This is a genomic window from Sphingomonas sp. KRR8 (genome assembly GCF_023559245.1).
Taxonomy (GTDB): Bacteria; Pseudomonadota; Alphaproteobacteria; order Sphingomonadales; family Sphingomonadaceae; genus Sphingomicrobium.
Window position 1 is genome coordinate 1,870,846 of the sequence record NZ_CP097462.1, and the last position, 17,323, is coordinate 1,888,168.

Sequence of the window (17,323 nt, forward strand, 5' to 3'; positions counted from 1 at the left end):
CCGTCATCAGACACGAGGTTGGAATGAGTGAATTGTGGGCCACTTACTGGCCGGTGTTCGTGGTCGCGGTCGCGATCGGACTGATTGTCGGCATCCTGATCTTCCGCCCCAGGCAGAAGGTGACCTTGAGCCGTGAAGAGGAGCCGGTGCGCGCGCACATGCGCCAGCAGCCGGCGATCACCCCCCAGCATGACATCCCGCCCCAGGTGGTCCGCACCGCCCCGCGTCACGAAGGCATTGTGGACGAGGTCGCGGCGGCCACCAGCGACGTGGTCGGCCAGGTCATCGGCACCCGCGTCCACGCGAACCTTCCCGAAGGCGAGCAGCCGGACGATCTGCAGCGGATGAAGGGCGTCGGTCCCAAGCTGGCCGCGATCCTCAACAGCCAGGGGCTGATGACCTACGCGCAGATCGCCGCCTTGACGCCGTCGGATGTCGAACGGATCGATGCCGAGCTGGGCGCCTTCAAGGGCCGCCTGGTGCGTGACCGGATCGTCGAGCAGGCCGCCTTCCTCGCCCGCGGCGACCAGGCCGGCTATGAGGCAAGCTTCGGCAAGCTCTGAAATCAGCCCGCTACTCCCCCTGACCGGGGGGAGTAGCTAGGCCTCTTCTTCCTCGACTTCGCGCTTCCGCTTGGGCCCGGTGGCGATCAGCTTGTCGATCTTGCGGCCGTCCATGTCGACGATCTCGAACTTCCAGCCGAGGTGTTCGAAGGTCTCGCCGGTCGTCGGCAGCCGCTTGAGCACCGACAGGGCAAATCCCGCCACCGTCGAATAGTCGCGCTCGGCCGGCATGTTGAGGCCAAGCCGGTCCTCCAGCAGGTCGGCGTTGGCCGCTCCCGACAACAGCCAGCTGCCATCGTCCCGCTCCACCGCCGGAGGATCGTCGTCCTCCCCGTCCGAGCGGAAGGCGCCCGCCAGCGCCGCCAGCAGCGAACCGGGCGTGCAGATGCCGTCGAGGTGACCATATTCGTCATGCACCAGCGCCAGCGGCACCTCAGCCGAACGCAGCACGGTCAGCGCATCCATCGCGTCCATCACGTCCGGAATGACCGGCGCCTTGCGGGAAAGCTGCCTGAGGTCGAGCGGGCGCCCATCTAACGCCGCGTCGAGCAGGTCGCGGGTCTGCACCACCCCGACAATCTTCTCGACCGACCCTTCCGCCACCGGCAGACGGCTGTGCGGCGTGTCCTTCAGCGCCTCGCGCAGTTCCTCGGGGGTGCTGTTGATGTCGATCCAGTCGATCTCCGTGCGGGGCGTCATCACTTCGCGCACCGGCCGGTCAGCCAGCCGGACGATGCCGCTGATGATTGCCCGTTCGCTTTCCTCCAGCACGCCGGCGCTCTGCGCCTCGGCAACCACGAGGTGCAGCTCCTCGGCCGTGACCTGGTTCTCATTCTCGCGCTTCAGTCCGAGCAGGGCGAAGATCGCGCCGCTGGTCTTGTCGAGGAACCAGACGAACGGCGCCGTCGCGCGGCTCAGCCAGTACATCGGCCGGGCCATCACCACCGCAATCGGCTCGGGGCTGCGCAGGGCAAATTGCTTGGGCACCAGCTCGCCGACGATCAGCGAGACAAAGGTGGTGACCACGATCACCAGCCCGAAGCCGAGCTTGTGCGCCAGCGCGGGCTCGATCCCCAGCAGCACCAGCCGCTGCGACGTCGGTTCACCCATGCTGGCGCCGGAATAGGCCCCCGCAAGCACGCCGATCAGGGTGATTCCGGTCTGCACGGTGGACAGGAAGCGCCCCGGGTCGGAGGCGAGGGCCAGCGCCGTGCGGGCGCCGCCGCTGCCGGCCTTGGCCAGCGCCTTCAGGCGCGCGTCGCGCGCCGACACGATCGCCAGCTCGCTCATCGACAGGACGCCATTCAGCGCCACCAGCGCGATGATCAAAACCAGGTCGAGCCAGGGAAATGGGAGCAGTTGGGCGCTCATTGGGTCAGCTACTCATAACGGGATAGGGCACCGCCTGCCAAGCGGCCGGGTGGTTTGGGTCAGCGACGGGCGAGGAAGAAGTCGCGCAGCTGGGCCGCCGCCTCGGCTTCGCCCAGCCCGCCCAGCACGTCGGGCCGGTGATGGCAGGTGTCTTGCGCGAACACCCGTGCGCCATGCACGACCCCGCCGCCCTTCGGGTCCTCCGCGGCGAAGCGCAGTGCGTCGAACCGCGCCAGGGCGATCGCTCCGGCGCACATCGCGCAAGGCTCCAGGCTGACCCACAAAGTGCAGCCGTCCAGGCGCGGACTGCCCAGCGCCGCGGCGGCCGCGCGGATCGCGACCATCTCGGCATGGGCGGTCGGGTCGAGGCCCTGGCGCATCATGTTGCGCCCTTCCGCGACGATCGTCTCGCCCCGGCTCACCACCGCGCCGACCGGCACCTCGCCCGCCCGCGCCGCTTCGGCGGCGAGGTCCAGCGCGCGGCGCATCGGCATTGGCAACGGAAAGGCCATGCCGCCTTGTTAGCGGCAAAGCCCGGCGAACGTCACTGCTGGACCGTGTTGCTGCTGCTGACCGCATTGTCGGTGGGCACGGCCGGCTGGTTCCCCGCTGGCCGGACCTCGATCCGGGGGACCCTGACGGTCGCCTCGCCCTGGCCGACCGCGATCTGGCCCGCCTCGACCTTGGCCTTGGGCAACTGCCCGCCCTGGACCCGCAGCTTGCCGTCCTGCGCCGCGACGCTCGGCACCTGCCCCGGCTGGGTCGGAGTAAGGTTGAGCAGGCCGGTCGCGAAGGCGGCGATCGCCAGCACCACCACCAGAATGAGAATGAGAATGATGCCGCGCATGTTTTGCAGGCCCCTTTGGGTTGATCGTATCGCGGGCTTAACGTTCGCCTGCGCAAGCGGTTGCGCGGTTGACGCCGTCACCCCGCTTCTGTAGTGGCCCCCGCTGATCCGGCGCTCACTTGTTGGGCGCTGCTTTCTATTTTTGCAGGATATCAGATTATGTCGCGCGTTTGCGAGCTGACCGGCAAGGGCCGGCAGGTGGGTAACAACGTTTCCCACGCCAACAACAAGACCAAGCGGACCTTTCTGCCGAACCTGCAGAACGTCACGCTGATCAGCGATTCGCTGGGCAAGAGCGTCAAGCTGCGCGTCTCGACCCACGGCCTGCGCTCGGTCGAGCATGTTGGCGGCCTCGACAACTGGCTCGAGAAGACCAACGCCGAGAAGCTGTCGCCGACCGCCCGCAAGCTCAAGCGTGAGCTGGCGAAGAAGGCGACTGCGGCCGCCTAACGCGTCGCCGCTCGCGGTGCGGGCGGCAATATCATCTCCAGCAGCACGGTCCGCCGCCAGCCGTCATTGTCCGTGACGGCCCATAGCCGCGTGCCACCACCCGCCATCGGCTCGGCGGCCAGCCCCTCGACATTGTCGAGCCAGCCCAGCGGCAGCGTCGCGAACGGCTCCAGCCGATAGCCGAGGCCGTCGGGTTTGAGCCACGCCAGCCGGTTGGTGATCCCCAGCCCAAGCTCGCGCACCGCCACCACGATCCGGCCGTCAGGCAGCGTCACCGCATCCGATAGTCCGCCGGTCCGACCGGCAAGCGGCAGCAAGGTCGCCTTGCCGCCCCGCAGCAACAGCGCCCCTCGCCTCGTTTCGGGCAACAGCAGCAGCCCGCCGCGAGGTGCGCCGACCAGCGCCTCCACTCCCTCGTTCCTCGGCCAGTGCATGGCGCGCAGGTCCACCACCCGCTGTCCGCGCCGGAAATCGCGGTCGAAGTGCCATAGCGAATCGCGGTATTCGAAGGTGACGAACCAGCCGCCATCCGCCGCGCGCAGCAGGCCCTCGCTGTCGCGATACTTCTTGAAGGTGGCGTAGCCGGGCCCGGCAGGCAGGTCGTGGAGGCTGGCCGATGCGGCCATGCCTGGTCTGGGCAGGCGAATGACCACGCCGGAATCGTTCTGGGCCAGCAGACCCGTGTTCGTCACGCTTAGGGCCGACAGCCCGAAGAAACGCCGGTCGGGCGACGTCACGGTCCATGCCCCGAGCAGCCGCACCGGCCCGAGTGCCGGCCCGGCCTTCAACCGCAGGGGCGTGAACCGCACCGCGGCGACCGCATCGGGGAGCGGCTTGCGATTGGGGAGTTCCTGTCCGCCATCACCCGGTAGCACGGCGATCGCGGCGGCCGTCAGGACCAGCAGTATCCGGCGGCGCAACCTGAACCTGCGCTGCACCTTCCGTTCAGGCGCGTTCAACGCCGAAGCGGGCATAAGTGCTTCTGCGGACGGGATATTCCCCCCTGTCATCCCGTCGCATTCGCCGGCCACGGCGGAGTATAAGTTCCCTCGCGTCGCGTTTGAGGGCTGGTCCGGCACCAGTAGCATATCCGTGCCGGGCCACTGCTTCTCCGCACTGCCGTTCAGCCCTGATCGAACAACGCCGCCAGTTGCTCCACCAGCGCGCCGCCCAGCTGTTCGGCATCCATGATGGTCACCGCGCGCCGGTAATAGCGCGTCACGTCATGGCCGATCCCGATCGCCGCCAACTCCACCGGCGAGCGATTCTCGATATAGCCGATCACCTGCCGAAGATGCTTCTCCAGATAGGCGCCACCGTTCGCGCTGGCCGTAGAATCGTCGACCGGAGCGCCGTCGCTGATCACCATCAGGATCCGCCGCTCCTCGGACCGGGCGATCAGGCGATTATGCGCCCACAACAGCGCTTCGCCGTCGATATTCTCCTTAAGTAGCCCTTCCCGCATCATCAGCCCGAGGTTGCGGCGCGAATGGCGATAGGGCTCGTCCCCACGCTTGTAGATGATGTGCCGAAGGTCGTTGAGCCGTCCCGGGTTGGGCGGCCGTCCCTCGCTCAGCCAGGATTCGCGGCTCTGCCCGCCCTTCCAGGCCCGGGTGGTGAAGCCCAGCACCTCGGTCGCCACCCCGCAACGTTCCAGCGTGCGCGCCAGGATGTCGGCGCAGATCGCCGCGATGGAGATCGGCCGCCCGCGCATCGACCCCGAATTGTCGATCAGCAGACTGACCACCGTATCCTTGAAGTCTGTCTCGCGCTCGATCTTGTAGCTCAGGGAATGGCCCGGTGAGACGATCACCCGCGCCAGCCGCCCGGCGTCCAGCAGCCCCTCCTCCTGGTCGAAATCCCAGCTGCGCGCCTGTTGCGCCATCAATCGCCGCTGAAGCCGGTTGGCGAGGCGCGTCACCACGCTCGACAGCGAGCCCATCTGCTGGTCGAGGTAGGCCCGGAGGCGGTTGAGCTCCTCCTCGTCGCACAGGTCCGGCGCTTCGACGACTTCATCGAAGCGGGTGGTGAAGGCGCGATAGTCCCCAGCCAGTTCCGGCTCCGTTGAGCGGCGATTCGGACGCGGGACGCTGCTCTCGTCGCCCTCCTCCCCGGGCATGGAGTCCGAATCTTCGGAGTCCTCGGCGGAGACGTCCTCGTCTTCCGCTTCCTGCTGCTCCTCCTCGGCGCGCTGCTCCATCTCGCCCGCGGACGGGCTCTGGTCGTCCTCCGGATTCTCGCTGTCGTCCTCGCCCGATTCCTCCCCCTGCTCGTCCTCGCCGCCCTCGTCAGGCTCTTCCTCCGCCCGGTCATCGGCCGAGGCGAGTTCGAGGTCCTCGAGCAGCTTGCGAGCCAGTGAAGCGAAGGCCGACTGATCGTCCAATGCGAGCGCCAGGGCGTCGAGGTCCCCCCCTGCACGCTCCTCGATCCACTCACGCACCAGCGACAGGCCGGCATTGGCCGCCGCCGGTGGTTCCTCACCGGTCAGCCGCTCGCGCGCGAGCAGGTTGAGGGCGGTCGCCAGCGGAACTTCTTCCATTGAACGGGCGCGGGTGATCGGGTCGGTCCGCACCCGGCTTTCGGTGAGCGCCGCGAGATTTTCCCGCACACCCGGCATCGCCCGCGCGCCGAGCGCTTCGATCCGCGCGCTCTCCAAGGCGTCGAACACCGCCCGGGCCTCGGGATCTAACGGCGCCTGCCCGTTGTGCAGCTTGTCATTATGGTGCCGCAGCCTGAGCGCCACCGCGTCAGCACCGCCCCGTGCCTCGGCCACCAGCCGCGGGTTGAGCCCCGGCCCGGGCGACACCACCCGCGCGACGCGCCCGCCGGTAGCGCCGCTCTCGGAAGCGAAGGCGACCTCCACCTCCGGGTCCTGCGCGATCGCGCGGGCCGCCCCGGCCAGCACCTGGCGAAAGCGGTCGAGCGGCGTGGTTTCGGCCATCTAAGCCTTGCCGGCCACGCTCTCCGGCAGGTCCTTGCCGAACACGCGCTGGTACATCTCGGCGATCAGCGGCCGCTCGGCCTCATCGCACTTGTTGAGGAAGCTCACCCGGAAGGCGAAGCCGACATCGCCGAAGATCAAGGCGTTCTGCGCCCAGCTGATCACGGTGCGCGGACTCATCACGGTGGAAATGTCGCCATTGATGAAGGCTTGGCGCGACAGGTCGGCGACCTTGATCATCCGTTCCACCGTCTGGCGGCCGTCGGCCTTGTCATATTCGCCCGACTTGGCGAGCACGATCTGCGCCTCGACCTGCGCCGGCAGATAGTTGAGCGTGGTGACGATGTTCCAGCGGTCCATCTGCCCCTGATTGATCGCCTGGGTGCCGTGATAGAGGCCCGTGGTATCGCCCAGCCCGATCGTGTTGGTCGTGGCGAACAGGCGGAAAAAGGGGTTGGGCCGGATCACTCGATTCTGGTCGAGCAGGGTCAGCTTGCCCTCGACCTCCAGCACGCGCTGGATCACGAACATCACGTCCGGCCGACCTGCGTCATATTCGTCGAACACCAGGGCCACCGGATGCTGCAGCGCCCACGGCAGCAGGCCTTCGCGGAATTCGGTCACCTGCTGGCCGTCGCGAAGCACGATCGCGTCGCGGCCAATGAGGTCGATGCGGCTGATGTGCGCGTCGAGGTTGATCCGGATGCACGGCCATTTCAGCCGGGCGGCGACCTGCTCGATATGGGTCGACTTGCCAGTGCCGTGATAGCCCTGGACCATCACCCGGCGGTTGCGGGCAAAGCCGGCGCAGATCGCCAACGTGGTGTCCGGGTCAAACACATAAGCGGGGTCGAGGTCGGGGACCCGCTCGTCGGCCTCCGAGAAAGCCGGGACCTCCATGTCGCTGTCGATGCCGAACGCGTCGCGCACTTTCAGCATCTTGTCGGGCGCGCTCATCAGCGTCTCGCCCGTGGGAATCTGGGTTTCGTTGGAGAGGTCGGCCATGCTGAGGCCCTTAGCTGGCTACGGAAGGCGTCTCAACCTTCGGCGGCAGGGTGAAGAGGGTCACGAACCGCCGTATTGCAGCCTCGTTCCCTTCCGTCCCCAGCAGCTCCAGCGGCGCACCGCCATAGACCACTCCGGCGAGCTCCGTCGGCTTGGCGGTGATGATCCCGTCGCAATCGTCCATCGGGCCCCGCGCGACCTTGATGCGGCCCTTCTTCACCCGCGCGGTGAAGGTCTCCGCCCCGAAGCGGAAGCCGATGCGGAGATCGGCGCCCTTCGCCCGCTGCTCGTTGATCATCGTGCGGAAGCTCATCAGGATGGACACGGCCGACAACGGCAAGGTCGGGTCGTGCCGAGGCGAACGCGCCGCCCAGCGACCGAGCGCCTGGATCACCGGCTCTGCCTCCAGGCCCCAAGCGGTCGCCTCATAGACCTCGCGCGCGGCCGGCGGGGGCAAGCGGGTGCGGCGAACCAGGCCGCGCTCCTCCAGCTCGGCGAGACGCTGGGTCAGGACGTTGGCGCTTATCCCGGGAATGTCGGCGCGCAAGTCGGAAAAGCGGCGCGGCCCGAGCAGGAGCTCCCGCAGCACGATCAGCGCCCAACGCTCGCCGATCAACTCCAGGGCGTGGGCCGTGCCGCAGGCGTCGTCATAGCTGCGTTTGGGCTCGCTTCGACGCGACTTAGTTAGTTTTTCTAACTCCACGGTTGTCAGTTATGACTTTACGCGGCATGTTTCAAGCATTCCCGAGTCGCTTGAGGAGGAGCAGGACCGATGGCGCGAATGATCTTTGTGAACTTGCCGGTGACCGATCTCGACCGGTCCAAGGCCTTCTACGAGGCCCTTGGCTTCCGCAACGAGCCGAAGTTCTCGAACGAGAATGCGGCCATGATGCAGCTTAGTGACGAGATCGCCGTCATGCTGCTGACCCACCAATTCTATTCGACCTTCACCCCGCGTCCGATCGCGCCTCCGCATGGCACCAGCCAGGTCCTGCTGTGCATTTCCTGCGACAGCCCGGAGGAGGTCGACCGGATTACCGACGCGGCCAAGGCCGCCGGTGGAAAGACGGACCTTTCCCCGATCGACCAGACCAAGGGCGGTCCGATGTATGGCCGGGATTTCGAAGATCCGGACGGCCACCAGTGGGAGCCGATGTGGATGGACCCGACCTTCGCGGAGCAGGGCGCGCACCCGGTCGAAACGGTGGAGGCCTGAACCATGCCGCTGGTTGAAAACGCCGCCATCGAGATCACCACCTTCGGCTGGGTCCCGCCCTTCGCGCGCGGCCAGGTCCGCGACCTGCGCGTTCGCTGGGCGCTGGAGGAAGTGGGGCTCGACTATCAGGTCCGCACGGTCGGTCCGATCCCGCCAGGCTATGAGCGCGAGCAGCCGTTCGGACAGGTGCCTGCTTACCGCGAAGGCGATCTCCAGCTGTTCGAGAGCGGCGCGATCGTCCAGCACATCGGTGAAAAGGACGAGCGCCTGTTGCCCCGCGATCCGGTCGCCCGGGCCCGCGCGATCCAGTGGAGCTATGCCGCGCTGAACAGCGTCGAGCCCTACGTCATGGGTTATGCCGCGTTGAGCGCGTTCTACCCGGACCAGGAATGGGCGAAGCTCAGGAAGCCGAGCGCCAGGGAGGAACTGGGCAAGCGGCTCGGCAAGGTCGCGGAGTGGCTGGGCGACAAGCAGTGGCTGGAAGGCGATCGCTTCTCCATCGGTGACCTGCTGATGATTGCCGTGCTGCGGATCATGGGCGACGAGGGTGGTCCGGTGGCCGAGCATCCGACCCTGGACGCCTACCGCGCGCGGGGAATCGCCCGCCCCCCCTTCCGCCAAGCGCTGGCCGACCAGCTGGCGCTCTACGCCGACCAGCCGAAGGGAAATGCGGCATGACCTATGTTGATGGCTTCGTGATCCCGGTGAAGCTCGCGGACAAGCAGGCATTCATCGATCATGCTCGTGCGGCCGACCAGTTGCTGATCAACGAGGGCGCGCTGCGCATCGTCGAATGCTGGCCGGAGGACGTGCCGGAGGGCAAGCAGACCGACTTCTACCGCTCGGTCGCCACGCAGGAGGGGGAGACCGCCTGCTTTTCGTGGATCGAATGGCCCGACAAGGCCACGCGCGACAGGGCCTTCGCCAAGATGATGGAGAATGAAGACCTGATGGCGATCCCCGTGCCGTTCGACGGCAAAAGGATGATCTTCGGCGGCTTCGAACCGATCGTCGTATTGGAGAAAGGCAATGGCTAATCCTGCTGGCAGCTTCATCTGGTATGAGCTGATGAGCCCCGATCCCGATGCGTCGAAGGCGTTCTATGACGCGGTGGTCGGCTGGGACATCGAGCCGCAGCCGGCCGGTGACTTGGACTATCGCATGATCCGGCGATCGGACGGCGGCAATGCCGGTGGCGTGCTGCGCCTGGACTCGGCCATGCAGGAGCATGGCGCGCGGCCGGCGTGGCTCGGATATCTCTTCGTCGACGACGTGGATCAGGCGGTCGCTGGTGCGGCGGCGGATGGCGCCTCGACGATCATGCCGCCCTGGTCGGTGCCGGGCATCGGCCGGATGGCGATGATCGCCGACCCGACCGGCGCCCCGATGTACCTGATGAAGCCCGAGGCCCCGGCCGGTCAGGCCGACGCGACCAGCGACGTCTTTTCGGTCGACCAGCCCCAGCACGTCCGCTGGAACGAGCTGTCGAGCAGTGATTCCGACCGCGCGCTCGACTTCTACAGTCAGCATTTCGGCTGGCGGCAGGAGGGCGCGTTCGACATGGGGCCAGCCGGACCCTACCGCTTTCTCTACCACGGGGACGTGCGCTTCGGCGCGGTCATGGGCCTGATGCCGCACGTTCCGGCGAGCCGCTGGACCTACTTCCTCGGGGTCGATGACATCGACCGTGCCACCGCTGCGCTGAACGAAGGCGGCGGAACCGTGATCGCCGGACCGCACCAGATTCCGGGCGGCGAATATACCGTCATGGCCACCGATCCGCACGGCGCGGCCTTCGGGATCGTCGGCCCGCGCAAGGAAGGAGCGGCGGCATGACCGACAAGCTCACCACCTGCCTGTGGTTCGACCATGGCGAAGCGCGCAAGGCGGCCGAGTTCTACGCCGCCACCTTCCCCGACAGCCATGTCGGCAATCCCATGAAGGCACCTGGCGACTACCCGGGCGGCGCCAAGGGTGACGAATTGGTGGTCAACTTCACCGTGCTCGGCCGGCCGTTCGTCGGCCTGAACGGCGGGCCCAACTTCAAGCCGAACATGGCGATCAGCTTCATGGTCGTGACCGAGACCCAGGACGAGACCGACCGCTATTGGAACGCGATCACCGGCAAGGGCGGCCAGGCGCAGGATTGCGGCTGGTGTACCGATCGCTGGGGCTTCTCGTGGCAGATCACCCCGCGCATCCTGCTGGAAGGCAACAGCGATCCCGACCCCGCCGTCGCCAAGCGCGTCTTCGCGGCCATGATGACCATGCAAAAGATCGACCATGGCGCGATCGAAGCCGCGCGCCGTGGTGAGCCGGCCCATGCGTAGGATCATCGGCGCGGCCTTCGTCAGCCTCGACGGGGTCATGCAGGCGCCGGGCGGCACCAGTGAGGATTCGACCGGCGGCTTCACCCAGGAAGGCTGGCTAGCCGCGGTCGGCGACGAGGCGATCGACGCCACCGTCGGCGCAGTCTTCGGCCGACCCTACGACCTGCTGCTCGGCCGCCGAACCTACGACATCTTCGCGGCCTACTGGCCCTATGTCGAAGGCGAGATGAAGCCGCTGGGCGAGGCGTTCGACCGCTGCACCAAATATGTGGTGACCCGCGGCAGCCAGCCGCTCGACTGGCAGAACAGCGAGCGGGTGAGTGGCGTGGACGCGATCCGCGCGCTCAAGCAGGGCGACGGCCCGGACCTCGTCATCCAGGGCAGCACGACGCTTTACCCGCCGCTGCTCGCCGCCGGCCTGATCGACCGGCTGACCCTGATGACTGCGCCGGTGGTGATCGGCTCGGGCAAGCGCTGGTTCGGCGAGGGCACCGCGCCGGCCACGATGCGGATGGTCGACCACCAGGTCGGGTCCAAAGGCTGCATCGTCGCCACCTACGAGCCCGCCGGTCCCGTCGTGCTGCAGGACATCGGCCCCTTGAGCACCAGCGCGGCCGAGGCGGAACGTCAGGCCAGGATAAAGGCAGGTACGTGGTGAATCTGATCCTCTATGGCCACGAATTCAGCAGCTACACCTGGAAAGCGCTGATCCCGCTCTACGCCGACGGCACCGAATTCGAGTTCCGCTCGGTCGAGCAACATGGGCCCGAGTTCGCCACCCTCGCGCCCTTCGGCCAATTCCCGGTGCTGGTCGACGATGGCGAGGTCATCGCTGAAAGCTCGATCATCATCGAGCATCTTGCCCGCCACCATCCCGGCCCGAACCAGTGGATCCCCGACGGCGACGCCGGCCTTCGGGTGCGCTTCCTCGATCGGGTGTTCGACCAGCGCGTGATGGACAAGGCGACGGTGCCGGTCGGCAACATCCTCCGTCCCGAGGACCAGCGCGATCCCTACGGTGTCGAGCAGGCCATGACCAAGCTGCGTGCCGCCTACGACTGGCTGGACCGCAACCTGGCCGAGGACGGCTGGGCCGCGGGCGAGGCCTTCACCATGGCCGACTGCGCCGCCGCGCCCGCACTCTTCTACGCCGACTGGGTCGAGCCGATCGGCGACCGCCGCCCGCGCCTTGCCCGCTATCGCCAGCGCCTGCTCGCCCATCCGGCGGTCAGCCGTGCCGTCGAGCAGGCCCGGCCGTTCCGCCATTATTTTCCACTCGGAGCCCCTGACCGGGACTAGGCGAAGGCCGGTGCCTTCCGCAGCGTCTGCCAGGCGTCGATCACGTTGCGGAGCTTGCCCTCGTGCCGCCGGTCACCACCATTGCGGTCCGGATGGTATTTGCGCACCAGCTCCGAATATCGCTGGCGGACGGCATTGAGGCTGGTGTCGTCGCCCAGCCCCAGCACCGACAGTGCGCCCTGCTCGTCGCGGCTGAACCGCGTCGGCGCCGCGCTCGGCGCAGCACCGCCCCGCGCCCGGAAGCGACCGGCGATGGCGTCCAGCGGGTCCTTGAAGTCGCTCCAGGCGGGCGCCGGATCGCCGCCGCCGACATGGGCGAACGCCCGCGTCTGCCGGTCCCAGCCGGCCATCGGCGACTGCGCCGCTTCAATCTCCTCCATGCTCATGCCGGAGAAGAAATTGTAGCCGCTGTTATGCTCGCGGACATGGTCGAGGCACAGCCAGCGCCACTGGCCGGGCCCATCGAAGCTGGGCTCGGTCAGCGGCGCCTTGAACTCGCCGGGATGGTTGCAGCCGGGGATGGCGCAGCGATCCGCCGCACCTTCGACCCGGCCATGAAATTTGGGACTACGTGACGCCACACCTGCCTCTTAGTGTCAGCCGGCCTATATAGGTCCGATGAACGGAGACTTCACGGGCCCGGTCGCACGGGAAATCACGCGCCGTCTGACGGAAGCACTCCACCCACCGCGGCTGGAGCTGACCGATGACAGTGCCAAGCATCACGGCCACTCGGGCCATAACCCGGAAGGCGAGTCGCACTTCAGCCTGCTGATCGAAAGCGCCGCCTTCGCCGGCCAGAACCGGGTCGCGCGCCAGCGGCTGGTCTACCGCGCACTCGGCGAACTGATGGACGCACGGGTGCATGCCCTGACCATCCGCGCGGTCGCGCCCGGGGAATAGCTCTGCTATCGCGTGAGCCATGGAAGGCCCTCCGATCCTGCTCGATCTCGCCCCGGTGTCCCACGACCTCGGAGGCTTCAAGGTACACCGCACCCTGCCGCACAAGCAGCGGACCATGGTCGGCCCCTTCATCTTCTTCGACCAGATGGGCCCGGCCCGGCTGGGCATCGGCGAGGGCATCGACGTGCGCCCCCACCCGCACATCAATCTGGCGACCGTCACCTATTTGTTCGAAGGCGCCATCCAGCACCGGGACAGCGTCGGCACCATCCAGCGGATTGAGCCGGGCGCGGTCAATCTGATGACCGCCGGCAAGGGCATCTCCCATTCCGAGCGCTCGCCCGCCGACCAGCGCGCCGCCGGCCCGGTGCTCGACGGCATCCAGACCTGGCTCGCGCTGCCACGCGCCAAGGAAGAGCTCGACCCCGCGTTCGAGCATGTGCCCGCCGACCGCCTGCCATGGATCGAGGGCGACGGCGTTCGCCTCAACCTCATCATGGGCGAGGCGTTCGGCGCCCGCTCGCCCGTCACCCAGCACAGCGCGACCCTCTATGCCGCGCTCCACCTCTCACCGGGCGCGTCGATCGAGATCGACAAGGAAGCCGACGAGCGCGCTCTTTACCTGCTCGACGGCGATGCGACGGTGGACGGCCTGCCGCTCACCGCCCAGCACCTCGTCCTCCTCGCTCCCGGGCACCGCCCTGTCCTTCGCTCCCAAGGCGGCGCGCGGCTGATGCTGTGCGGCGGTGAGCCGATGGATGGCGAGCGCCTCGTCTGGTGGAATTTCGTCAGCTCCAGCCGCGAGCGGTTGAACGAAGCCAAGCGCGCCTGGCGCGCGGGCGAGTTCGCGCTTCCGCCCGGAGACGACGACGAGTGGATTCCCCTCCCCGAAGTTCCGCTGACCGTCAGCTATCCCTGAGCCCAGCTGGTCCGAACGTCCGCGGACACTGGCCGCAACCGCGCAAGCGGCTCCGACATCACCTCACGGCTTTCCACCCATTCGCGGCTCAGGCCTCCGCGGCGCCGAATTCCGACGCTACGCGGCGCGGCTCTTCATTGTTGCGAGCGATGGCGACGCCGACTCGACTTAGCAGCTCGCTCTTGCGGTAAGGCTTGCCGAGCACATCCGCGCCATTGGCCTTGGCTTCGCCGACCAGGTCCTCGGTGTAGCCGGTTGCGAGCAAGATCCTCACGCCGGGCGCCCTGGACCGCACCAGCTCTGCCAATGCCAGGCCATTCGTCTGGCCGGGCATGATGAGGTCAGTGAACAGAAGATCGATCTCCCAGTTCAGCTGGTCGAGTCGATCCAGCGCGTCGTCTCCACTGCTGGCGACGTGAACAACATATCCGGCCTCCACGAGGTGATCATGCGCGAGGCGCCTGACCTCGTCATTGTCCTCGACCAGCAGGATCGTCCCCGAGCCCTTGTCGAGGTGCGCCAGGGGAGCTTCGAGACGGCGGTTGTCTCCAACACCCGCTTCTTCCGGACCGGCGACCGGGAATAGCAGGCGGACGGTCGTGCCTTCCCCTTCGACGCTGTCGATTTCCATCCGGCCGCGCGATTGCTGGACGAAGCCATCGACCATGGCGAGGCCGAGGCCCGTTCCCTTGCCGACTGACTTGGTGGTGTAGAAGGGCTCGATCGCACGAGCTCGCACCGCCTCGCTCATCCCGGCACCATCGTCTCTGACCTCAAGCATGCAATAGTCGCCGGGTGGAAGTCCCAAGGCGGCGGAATCGCCGTTGAGGTGCCGAGTAGAGGTGGAGATCGTCACCGTGCCGCCTCGTCCAAGCGCATCGCGGCTATTGGCGAGGATATTCAGGAGGGCCGTCTCCAGCTGGCTTTCGTCGATCATTGCCTCGGGCATGCGCCGGAGCAGGTCGAGCCGCAGGTCGATCTGCGAACCCAGCGTCGTTTCAAGCAGGTCGGCGAAGGTCGAAATAGTCTTGGATAGATCGAGGCGCGAGGGATTGAGTCTCGTCTTGCGGGCAAAGGCCAGCAATTGTTTGGTCAGGCGGGCAGCCCGCTCGGTCGCCTGCTGGGCAATCTCCAGCCGCCGCCTGGCCTTCGGCTCAACGAGGTCGAGCTCCAGCAGCTCGTGATTGCCAGCGACAACTTGGAGCAAGTTGTTGAAGTCGTGCGCCAACCCGGCGGTCAGCTGCCCGATCGCCTCCATCTTCTGGCTGTGCCGACGGGCGTCCTCGGATTCCCGGCGCCGCGTGACATCCAGCTGGGACGCGAAGAAATACAACAACTGCCCGTTCGTGTCGTGAACCGGGCCAATGAAGACGGCATTCCAGAACGGTGTGCCGTTCCTCTTGTAGTTGAGGATTTCGAGGCTGACCGCCTGACCGCGGTTGATAGCTTCGCGAAGCTCGCGGACATGCTCCTGATCCGTTCGCGGCCCTTGCAGGAAGCGGCAGTTGCGGCCGAGAACTTCCTTCTCCTCATATCCGGTCAGATCGAGAAACGCCTTGTTGGCGAACACCACCGGATTGTCGTGCTGCCGCGGATCCGTGAGGATCATCGGCATTCGAGTCATTTCCACGGCGGCGAAAAACACGCCGCCCCGATCCTGAAGATCGTCATCGGAAATCGTACTTTCACGCCAGTGCCGACGCTGGTGTTGGCCAGTCAGGGAAATGCTGCCGTCGTCGAGATGATCGCCCGCTGGCTCTCCGCTGGAACCGCCGTGGTCCGCGCCGCCACCCTCATGCTCTTTCTTCTCGCTATCCAGGACTCGTCACTCCGATGATTGCAAAGGGGAATTAAGCGGTCGAGCGCCCTAAAGGTTGCTCTGGCGGTCGTCCAGTATCAGCCCCCCCATGCGCTGCGGACGAGCAGCGGAGGGCGTTCCAGGCGAGCTCAGATGCTCGGCTGAACTGTCTGTTCAGGGCCGAGGCGGTTACCTGTATGGCAGGAGAGTCTGGTAGGTGCGGCTGGGCAGGGAGGAGACCCCGCGAGCCACTCGTCTTGACGGCAGCCCCGGGAACTGGATTGCTTCACCGAGTTCGCAACGACGGAGGCTGATGTGCGCTTCGAGAAGATCCCGCTGCCGACCGGCGTCACGCTGAACGTCGCCTTCGCGGGCCCGGAGGACGGGCCTGCGATCATCCTGCTGCACGGCTTTCCCGAGAGCCACCGGACCTGGCGTGGCATGGTCCCGCTGCTGGAAGGCAAGTACCGGCTGATCATGCCCGACCAGCGCGGATTTGCCGGATCGGACGCGCCGCAGGACAAGAGCGAATACGCCACCGACAAGATCGTCGCCGATCTGTTCGCGCTGGTCGACCGGCTCGGCCTCGACGACTTCTGCCTGGTCGGGCACGACTGGGGCGGCGCGGTCAGCTGGGCCGCGGCGCTGAAGGGCGATCCGCGGCTGACCCGCCTCGCCATCATCAACGCGCCGCACCCCGTCATCTTCCAGAAGAGCCTGATCGAGGACGCCGACCAGCGCGCGGCCAGCCAGTATATCACCGCCTTCCGCACGCCGGGCTTCGAGGCTGCGGTCGAGGCGATGGGCTGGGAAACCTTCTTCGACAAGAGCTTCGGCAATCACGTCGACCTTGCGCTCATCAGCCCGGAGGAGCGCGCCGAATATATCGAGGAATGGAGCCAGCCGGGCGTCTTCACCTCCATGCTCAACTGGTATCGCGGCGCGGCCGTGGTGGTCCCGCCGCCCAGCGTCACCGTGCCCCTGCCGGACTTCCTGCTTCGGGCCTTTCCCAGGGTGACGGTGCCGACGCTGGTGGTCTGGGGCATGAAGGACAAGGCGCTACTGCCGCTCCAGCTCGATGGTCTCGATACGCTGGTCGAGGACCTGCGCGTCGTGCGGGTCGAAGATGCCGGTCACTTCGTCCCGTGGGAGAAGCCGCAAGCGGTGGCAGGCGCCCTCGAGACTTTCCTTAACGAGCCCGAACGGGCATAGGCGCCCGCCTCATGGCCGCTCCAACCCGCTCCCGCTCGCGCTCCGCCGCGAGGCTCGCCGCCGTTCAGGCGCTCTACCAGCAAGAGATGGAGCCCAAGCCGCTCCCGCAGCTACTGCACGAATTCCACCAGCACCGGTTGGGCGAGACCATCGACGGCGACGAGCTGGCCGACGCCGAGGTCGACTTCTTCAACGACATCGTGCGCGGCGTCGACGCCCGCCGGACCGAGATCGACGGGCTGGTGGAAGGCAAGCTGGCCGAGGGGTGGAAGCTCGACCGGCTCGACCGCCCGATGCGCGCCATCCTGCGTGCCGGCACCTACGAGCTCATCGCCCGCGCCGATGTGCCCGTCGGCAGCGTCATCAGCGAATATCTCGACGTTGCGCACGCCTTCTTCGACAAGAAGGAAGTGGCGTTCGTGAACGGCCTGCTCGACAACATCGCCAAGGAAGCGCGGCGCTAATCTGG

23 protein-coding genes are annotated in these 17,323 nt (G+C 67.0%); 14 read left to right on the top strand and 9 right to left on the bottom strand.

Features of this window, described 5'->3' with window-relative positions; all coding sequences use genetic code 11:
• Positions 1 to 23 precede the first annotated feature (23 nt).
• The gene (locus tag M8312_RS09380; protein WP_250117442.1) at positions 24 to 563 is read left to right on the top strand and encodes a helix-hairpin-helix domain-containing protein; all 540 of its coding nucleotides are present in this window, start codon (positions 24 to 26) and stop codon (positions 561 to 563) included.
• 36 nt (positions 564 to 599) lie between these two features.
• Here M8312_RS09380 and M8312_RS09385 read toward each other — a convergent pair whose 3' ends face one another.
• Genes M8312_RS09385 through M8312_RS09395 form a run of 3 tightly spaced genes read right to left on the bottom strand, consistent with a single transcriptional unit; the run spans position 600 to position 2,781 of the window.
• Positions 600 to 1,934 (bottom strand): hemolysin family protein, encoded by a 1,335-nt coding sequence (locus tag M8312_RS09385; RefSeq protein WP_250117443.1) that lies wholly within the window; start codon positions 1,932 to 1,934, stop codon positions 600 to 602.
• 59 nt (positions 1,935 to 1,993) lie between these two features.
• A complete protein-coding gene (locus M8312_RS09390; protein ID WP_502957407.1) occupies positions 1,994 to 2,422 on the bottom strand; it encodes a nucleoside deaminase in 429 nt (142 codons plus the stop codon).
• 56 nt (positions 2,423 to 2,478) lie between these two features.
• Positions 2,479 to 2,781, bottom strand: a complete 303-nt coding sequence (locus M8312_RS09395; RefSeq protein WP_250117445.1) for a hypothetical protein — start codon at positions 2,779 to 2,781, stop codon at positions 2,479 to 2,481.
• A 159-nt stretch (positions 2,782 to 2,940) separates the two neighbouring features.
• On the opposite strand from M8312_RS09395, the gene rpmB reads away from it, so the two are divergent.
• On the top strand, positions 2,941 to 3,231 hold the full coding sequence (gene rpmB, locus M8312_RS09400; protein WP_250117446.1) for a 50S ribosomal protein L28: 291 nt from the start codon (positions 2,941 to 2,943) through the stop codon (positions 3,229 to 3,231).
• Here rpmB and M8312_RS09405 read toward each other — a convergent pair.
• From M8312_RS09405 to M8312_RS09420, 4 genes are all read right to left on the bottom strand, one after another.
• Positions 3,228 to 4,151, bottom strand: coding sequence for an esterase-like activity of phytase family protein (locus M8312_RS09405; RefSeq protein ID WP_250117447.1), 924 nt, complete (start codon positions 4,149 to 4,151; stop codon positions 3,228 to 3,230). The two genes, rpmB and M8312_RS09405, sit on opposite strands and share 4 nt — an antisense overlap.
• A 203-nt stretch (positions 4,152 to 4,354) precedes the next feature.
• A complete protein-coding gene (gene cobT, locus M8312_RS09410) occupies positions 4,355 to 6,172 on the bottom strand; it encodes a cobaltochelatase subunit CobT (RefSeq protein ID WP_250117448.1) in 1,818 nt (605 codons plus the stop codon).
• On the bottom strand, positions 6,173 to 7,177 hold the full coding sequence (cobS, locus tag M8312_RS09415; RefSeq protein WP_250117449.1) for a cobaltochelatase subunit CobS: 1,005 nt from the start codon (positions 7,175 to 7,177) through the stop codon (positions 6,173 to 6,175). It abuts the gene before it with no gap.
• 10 nt (positions 7,178 to 7,187) lie between these two features.
• Positions 7,188 to 7,793, bottom strand: a complete 606-nt coding sequence (locus M8312_RS09420; RefSeq protein WP_250117450.1) for a winged helix-turn-helix transcriptional regulator — start codon at positions 7,791 to 7,793, stop codon at positions 7,188 to 7,190.
• Between the two features lie 156 nt (positions 7,794 to 7,949).
• Between M8312_RS09420 and M8312_RS09425 the strand changes: the two genes are divergently transcribed.
• Genes M8312_RS09425 through M8312_RS09455 form a run of 7 tightly spaced genes read left to right on the top strand, consistent with a single transcriptional unit; the run spans position 7,950 to position 12,022 of the window.
• Positions 7,950 to 8,393: a VOC family protein gene (locus M8312_RS09425; RefSeq protein WP_250117451.1), complete on the top strand. Its 444-nt coding sequence runs from the start codon at positions 7,950 to 7,952 to the stop codon at positions 8,391 to 8,393.
• 3 nt (positions 8,394 to 8,396) lie between these two features.
• Positions 8,397 to 9,071, top strand: a complete 675-nt coding sequence (locus M8312_RS09430) for a glutathione S-transferase family protein (protein WP_250117452.1) — start codon at positions 8,397 to 8,399, stop codon at positions 9,069 to 9,071.
• Positions 9,068 to 9,430: a DUF1428 domain-containing protein gene (locus tag M8312_RS09435; RefSeq protein ID WP_250117453.1), complete on the top strand. Its 363-nt coding sequence runs from the start codon at positions 9,068 to 9,070 to the stop codon at positions 9,428 to 9,430. Before M8312_RS09430 ends, M8312_RS09435 begins: the two co-directional genes overlap by 4 nt.
• Positions 9,423 to 10,229, top strand: coding sequence for a VOC family protein (locus M8312_RS09440; RefSeq protein WP_250117454.1), 807 nt, complete (start codon positions 9,423 to 9,425; stop codon positions 10,227 to 10,229). The genes M8312_RS09435 and M8312_RS09440 overlap by 8 nt, the downstream gene beginning before the upstream one ends.
• Positions 10,226 to 10,723 carry a VOC family protein gene (locus M8312_RS09445; protein ID WP_250117455.1) on the top strand — a complete coding sequence of 166 codons (498 nt, stop codon included), beginning with the start codon at positions 10,226 to 10,228 and terminating at the stop codon, positions 10,721 to 10,723. The genes M8312_RS09440 and M8312_RS09445 overlap by 4 nt, the downstream gene beginning before the upstream one ends.
• Positions 10,716 to 11,381, top strand: coding sequence for a dihydrofolate reductase family protein (locus M8312_RS09450; RefSeq protein ID WP_250117456.1), 666 nt, complete (start codon positions 10,716 to 10,718; stop codon positions 11,379 to 11,381). The genes M8312_RS09445 and M8312_RS09450 overlap by 8 nt, the downstream gene beginning before the upstream one ends.
• Entirely contained in the window at positions 11,375 to 12,022 is a 648-nt protein-coding gene (locus M8312_RS09455; RefSeq protein ID WP_349773279.1) for a glutathione S-transferase family protein, read from the top strand. Before M8312_RS09450 ends, M8312_RS09455 begins: the two co-directional genes overlap by 7 nt.
• Here M8312_RS09455 and M8312_RS09460 read toward each other — a convergent pair.
• Positions 12,019 to 12,603 (bottom strand): DnaJ domain-containing protein, encoded by a 585-nt coding sequence (locus M8312_RS09460; protein WP_250117457.1) that lies wholly within the window; start codon positions 12,601 to 12,603, stop codon positions 12,019 to 12,021. The genes M8312_RS09455 and M8312_RS09460 overlap by 4 nt on opposite strands.
• Positions 12,604 to 12,640: 37 nt before the next feature.
• Here M8312_RS09460 and M8312_RS09465 point away from each other — a divergent pair, with 37 nt between their 5' ends.
• The gene (locus M8312_RS09465) at positions 12,641 to 12,925 is read left to right on the top strand and encodes a BolA family protein (RefSeq protein ID WP_250117458.1); all 285 of its coding nucleotides are present in this window, start codon (positions 12,641 to 12,643) and stop codon (positions 12,923 to 12,925) included.
• Between the two features lie 19 nt (positions 12,926 to 12,944).
• A complete protein-coding gene (locus M8312_RS09470) occupies positions 12,945 to 13,844 on the top strand; it encodes a pirin family protein (RefSeq protein ID WP_250117459.1) in 900 nt (299 codons plus the stop codon).
• Positions 13,845 to 13,932: 88 nt separating this feature from the next.
• On the opposite strand, the gene M8312_RS09475 is transcribed toward M8312_RS09470, so the two are convergent.
• Complete coding sequence (locus tag M8312_RS09475; protein ID WP_250117460.1) at positions 13,933 to 15,453, bottom strand: PAS domain-containing protein; 1,521 nt, start codon at positions 15,451 to 15,453, stop codon at positions 13,933 to 13,935.
• Between M8312_RS09475 and M8312_RS09480 the strand changes: the two genes are divergently transcribed.
• The 3 genes from M8312_RS09480 (at position 15,427) to nusB (ending at position 17,318) form a co-directional block, all read left to right on the top strand.
• Complete coding sequence (locus tag M8312_RS09480) at positions 15,427 to 15,681, top strand: hypothetical protein (RefSeq protein ID WP_250117461.1); 255 nt, start codon at positions 15,427 to 15,429, stop codon at positions 15,679 to 15,681. The two genes, M8312_RS09475 and M8312_RS09480, sit on opposite strands and share 27 nt — an antisense overlap.
• Before the next feature lie 276 nt (positions 15,682 to 15,957).
• Positions 15,958 to 16,854: an alpha/beta fold hydrolase gene (locus tag M8312_RS09485; protein ID WP_250117462.1), complete on the top strand. Its 897-nt coding sequence runs from the start codon at positions 15,958 to 15,960 to the stop codon at positions 16,852 to 16,854.
• An 11-nt stretch (positions 16,855 to 16,865) separates the two neighbouring features.
• Complete coding sequence (gene nusB / locus M8312_RS09490) at positions 16,866 to 17,318, top strand: transcription antitermination factor NusB (protein WP_250117463.1); 453 nt, start codon at positions 16,866 to 16,868, stop codon at positions 17,316 to 17,318.
• Positions 17,319 to 17,323 lie beyond the last annotated feature (5 nt).

Excerpts from the sequence above, each read along its gene's own strand:
- cobT (WP_250117448.1), bottom strand. The coding sequence starts at position 6,172 with ATGGCCGAAACCACGCCGCTCGACCGCTTTCGCCAGGTGCTGGCCGGG.
- M8312_RS09445 (WP_250117455.1), top strand. The coding sequence starts at position 10,226 with ATGACCGACAAGCTCACCACCTGCCTGTGGTTCGACCATGGCGAAGCG.
- M8312_RS09435 (WP_250117453.1), top strand. The coding sequence starts at position 9,068 with ATGACCTATGTTGATGGCTTCGTGATCCCGGTGAAGCTCGCGGACAAG.
- cobS (WP_250117449.1), bottom strand. The coding sequence starts at position 7,177 with ATGGCCGACCTCTCCAACGAAACCCAGATTCCCACGGGCGAGACGCTG.
- M8312_RS09385 (WP_250117443.1), bottom strand. The coding sequence starts at position 1,934 with ATGAGCGCCCAACTGCTCCCATTTCCCTGGCTCGACCTGGTTTTGATC.
- rpmB (WP_250117446.1), top strand. The coding sequence starts at position 2,941 with ATGTCGCGCGTTTGCGAGCTGACCGGCAAGGGCCGGCAGGTGGGTAAC.
- M8312_RS09430 (WP_250117452.1), top strand. The coding sequence starts at position 8,397 with ATGCCGCTGGTTGAAAACGCCGCCATCGAGATCACCACCTTCGGCTGG.
- M8312_RS09380 (WP_250117442.1), top strand. The coding sequence starts at position 24 with ATGAGTGAATTGTGGGCCACTTACTGGCCGGTGTTCGTGGTCGCGGTC.
- M8312_RS09440 (WP_250117454.1), top strand. The coding sequence starts at position 9,423 with ATGGCTAATCCTGCTGGCAGCTTCATCTGGTATGAGCTGATGAGCCCC.
- M8312_RS09395 (WP_250117445.1), bottom strand. The coding sequence starts at position 2,781 with ATGCGCGGCATCATTCTCATTCTCATTCTGGTGGTGGTGCTGGCGATC.
- M8312_RS09465 (WP_250117458.1), top strand. The coding sequence starts at position 12,641 with ATGAACGGAGACTTCACGGGCCCGGTCGCACGGGAAATCACGCGCCGT.
- M8312_RS09390 (WP_502957407.1), bottom strand. The coding sequence starts at position 2,422 with ATGCGCCGCGCGCTGGACCTCGCCGCCGAAGCGGCGCGGGCGGGCGAG.
- M8312_RS09470 (WP_250117459.1), top strand. The coding sequence starts at position 12,945 with ATGGAAGGCCCTCCGATCCTGCTCGATCTCGCCCCGGTGTCCCACGAC.
- M8312_RS09450 (WP_250117456.1), top strand. The coding sequence starts at position 10,716 with ATGCGTAGGATCATCGGCGCGGCCTTCGTCAGCCTCGACGGGGTCATG.
- M8312_RS09475 (WP_250117460.1), bottom strand. The coding sequence starts at position 15,453 with ATGATCCTCACGGATCCGCGGCAGCACGACAATCCGGTGGTGTTCGCC.
- M8312_RS09425 (WP_250117451.1), top strand. The coding sequence starts at position 7,950 with ATGGCGCGAATGATCTTTGTGAACTTGCCGGTGACCGATCTCGACCGG.
- nusB (WP_250117463.1), top strand. The coding sequence starts at position 16,866 with ATGGCCGCTCCAACCCGCTCCCGCTCGCGCTCCGCCGCGAGGCTCGCC.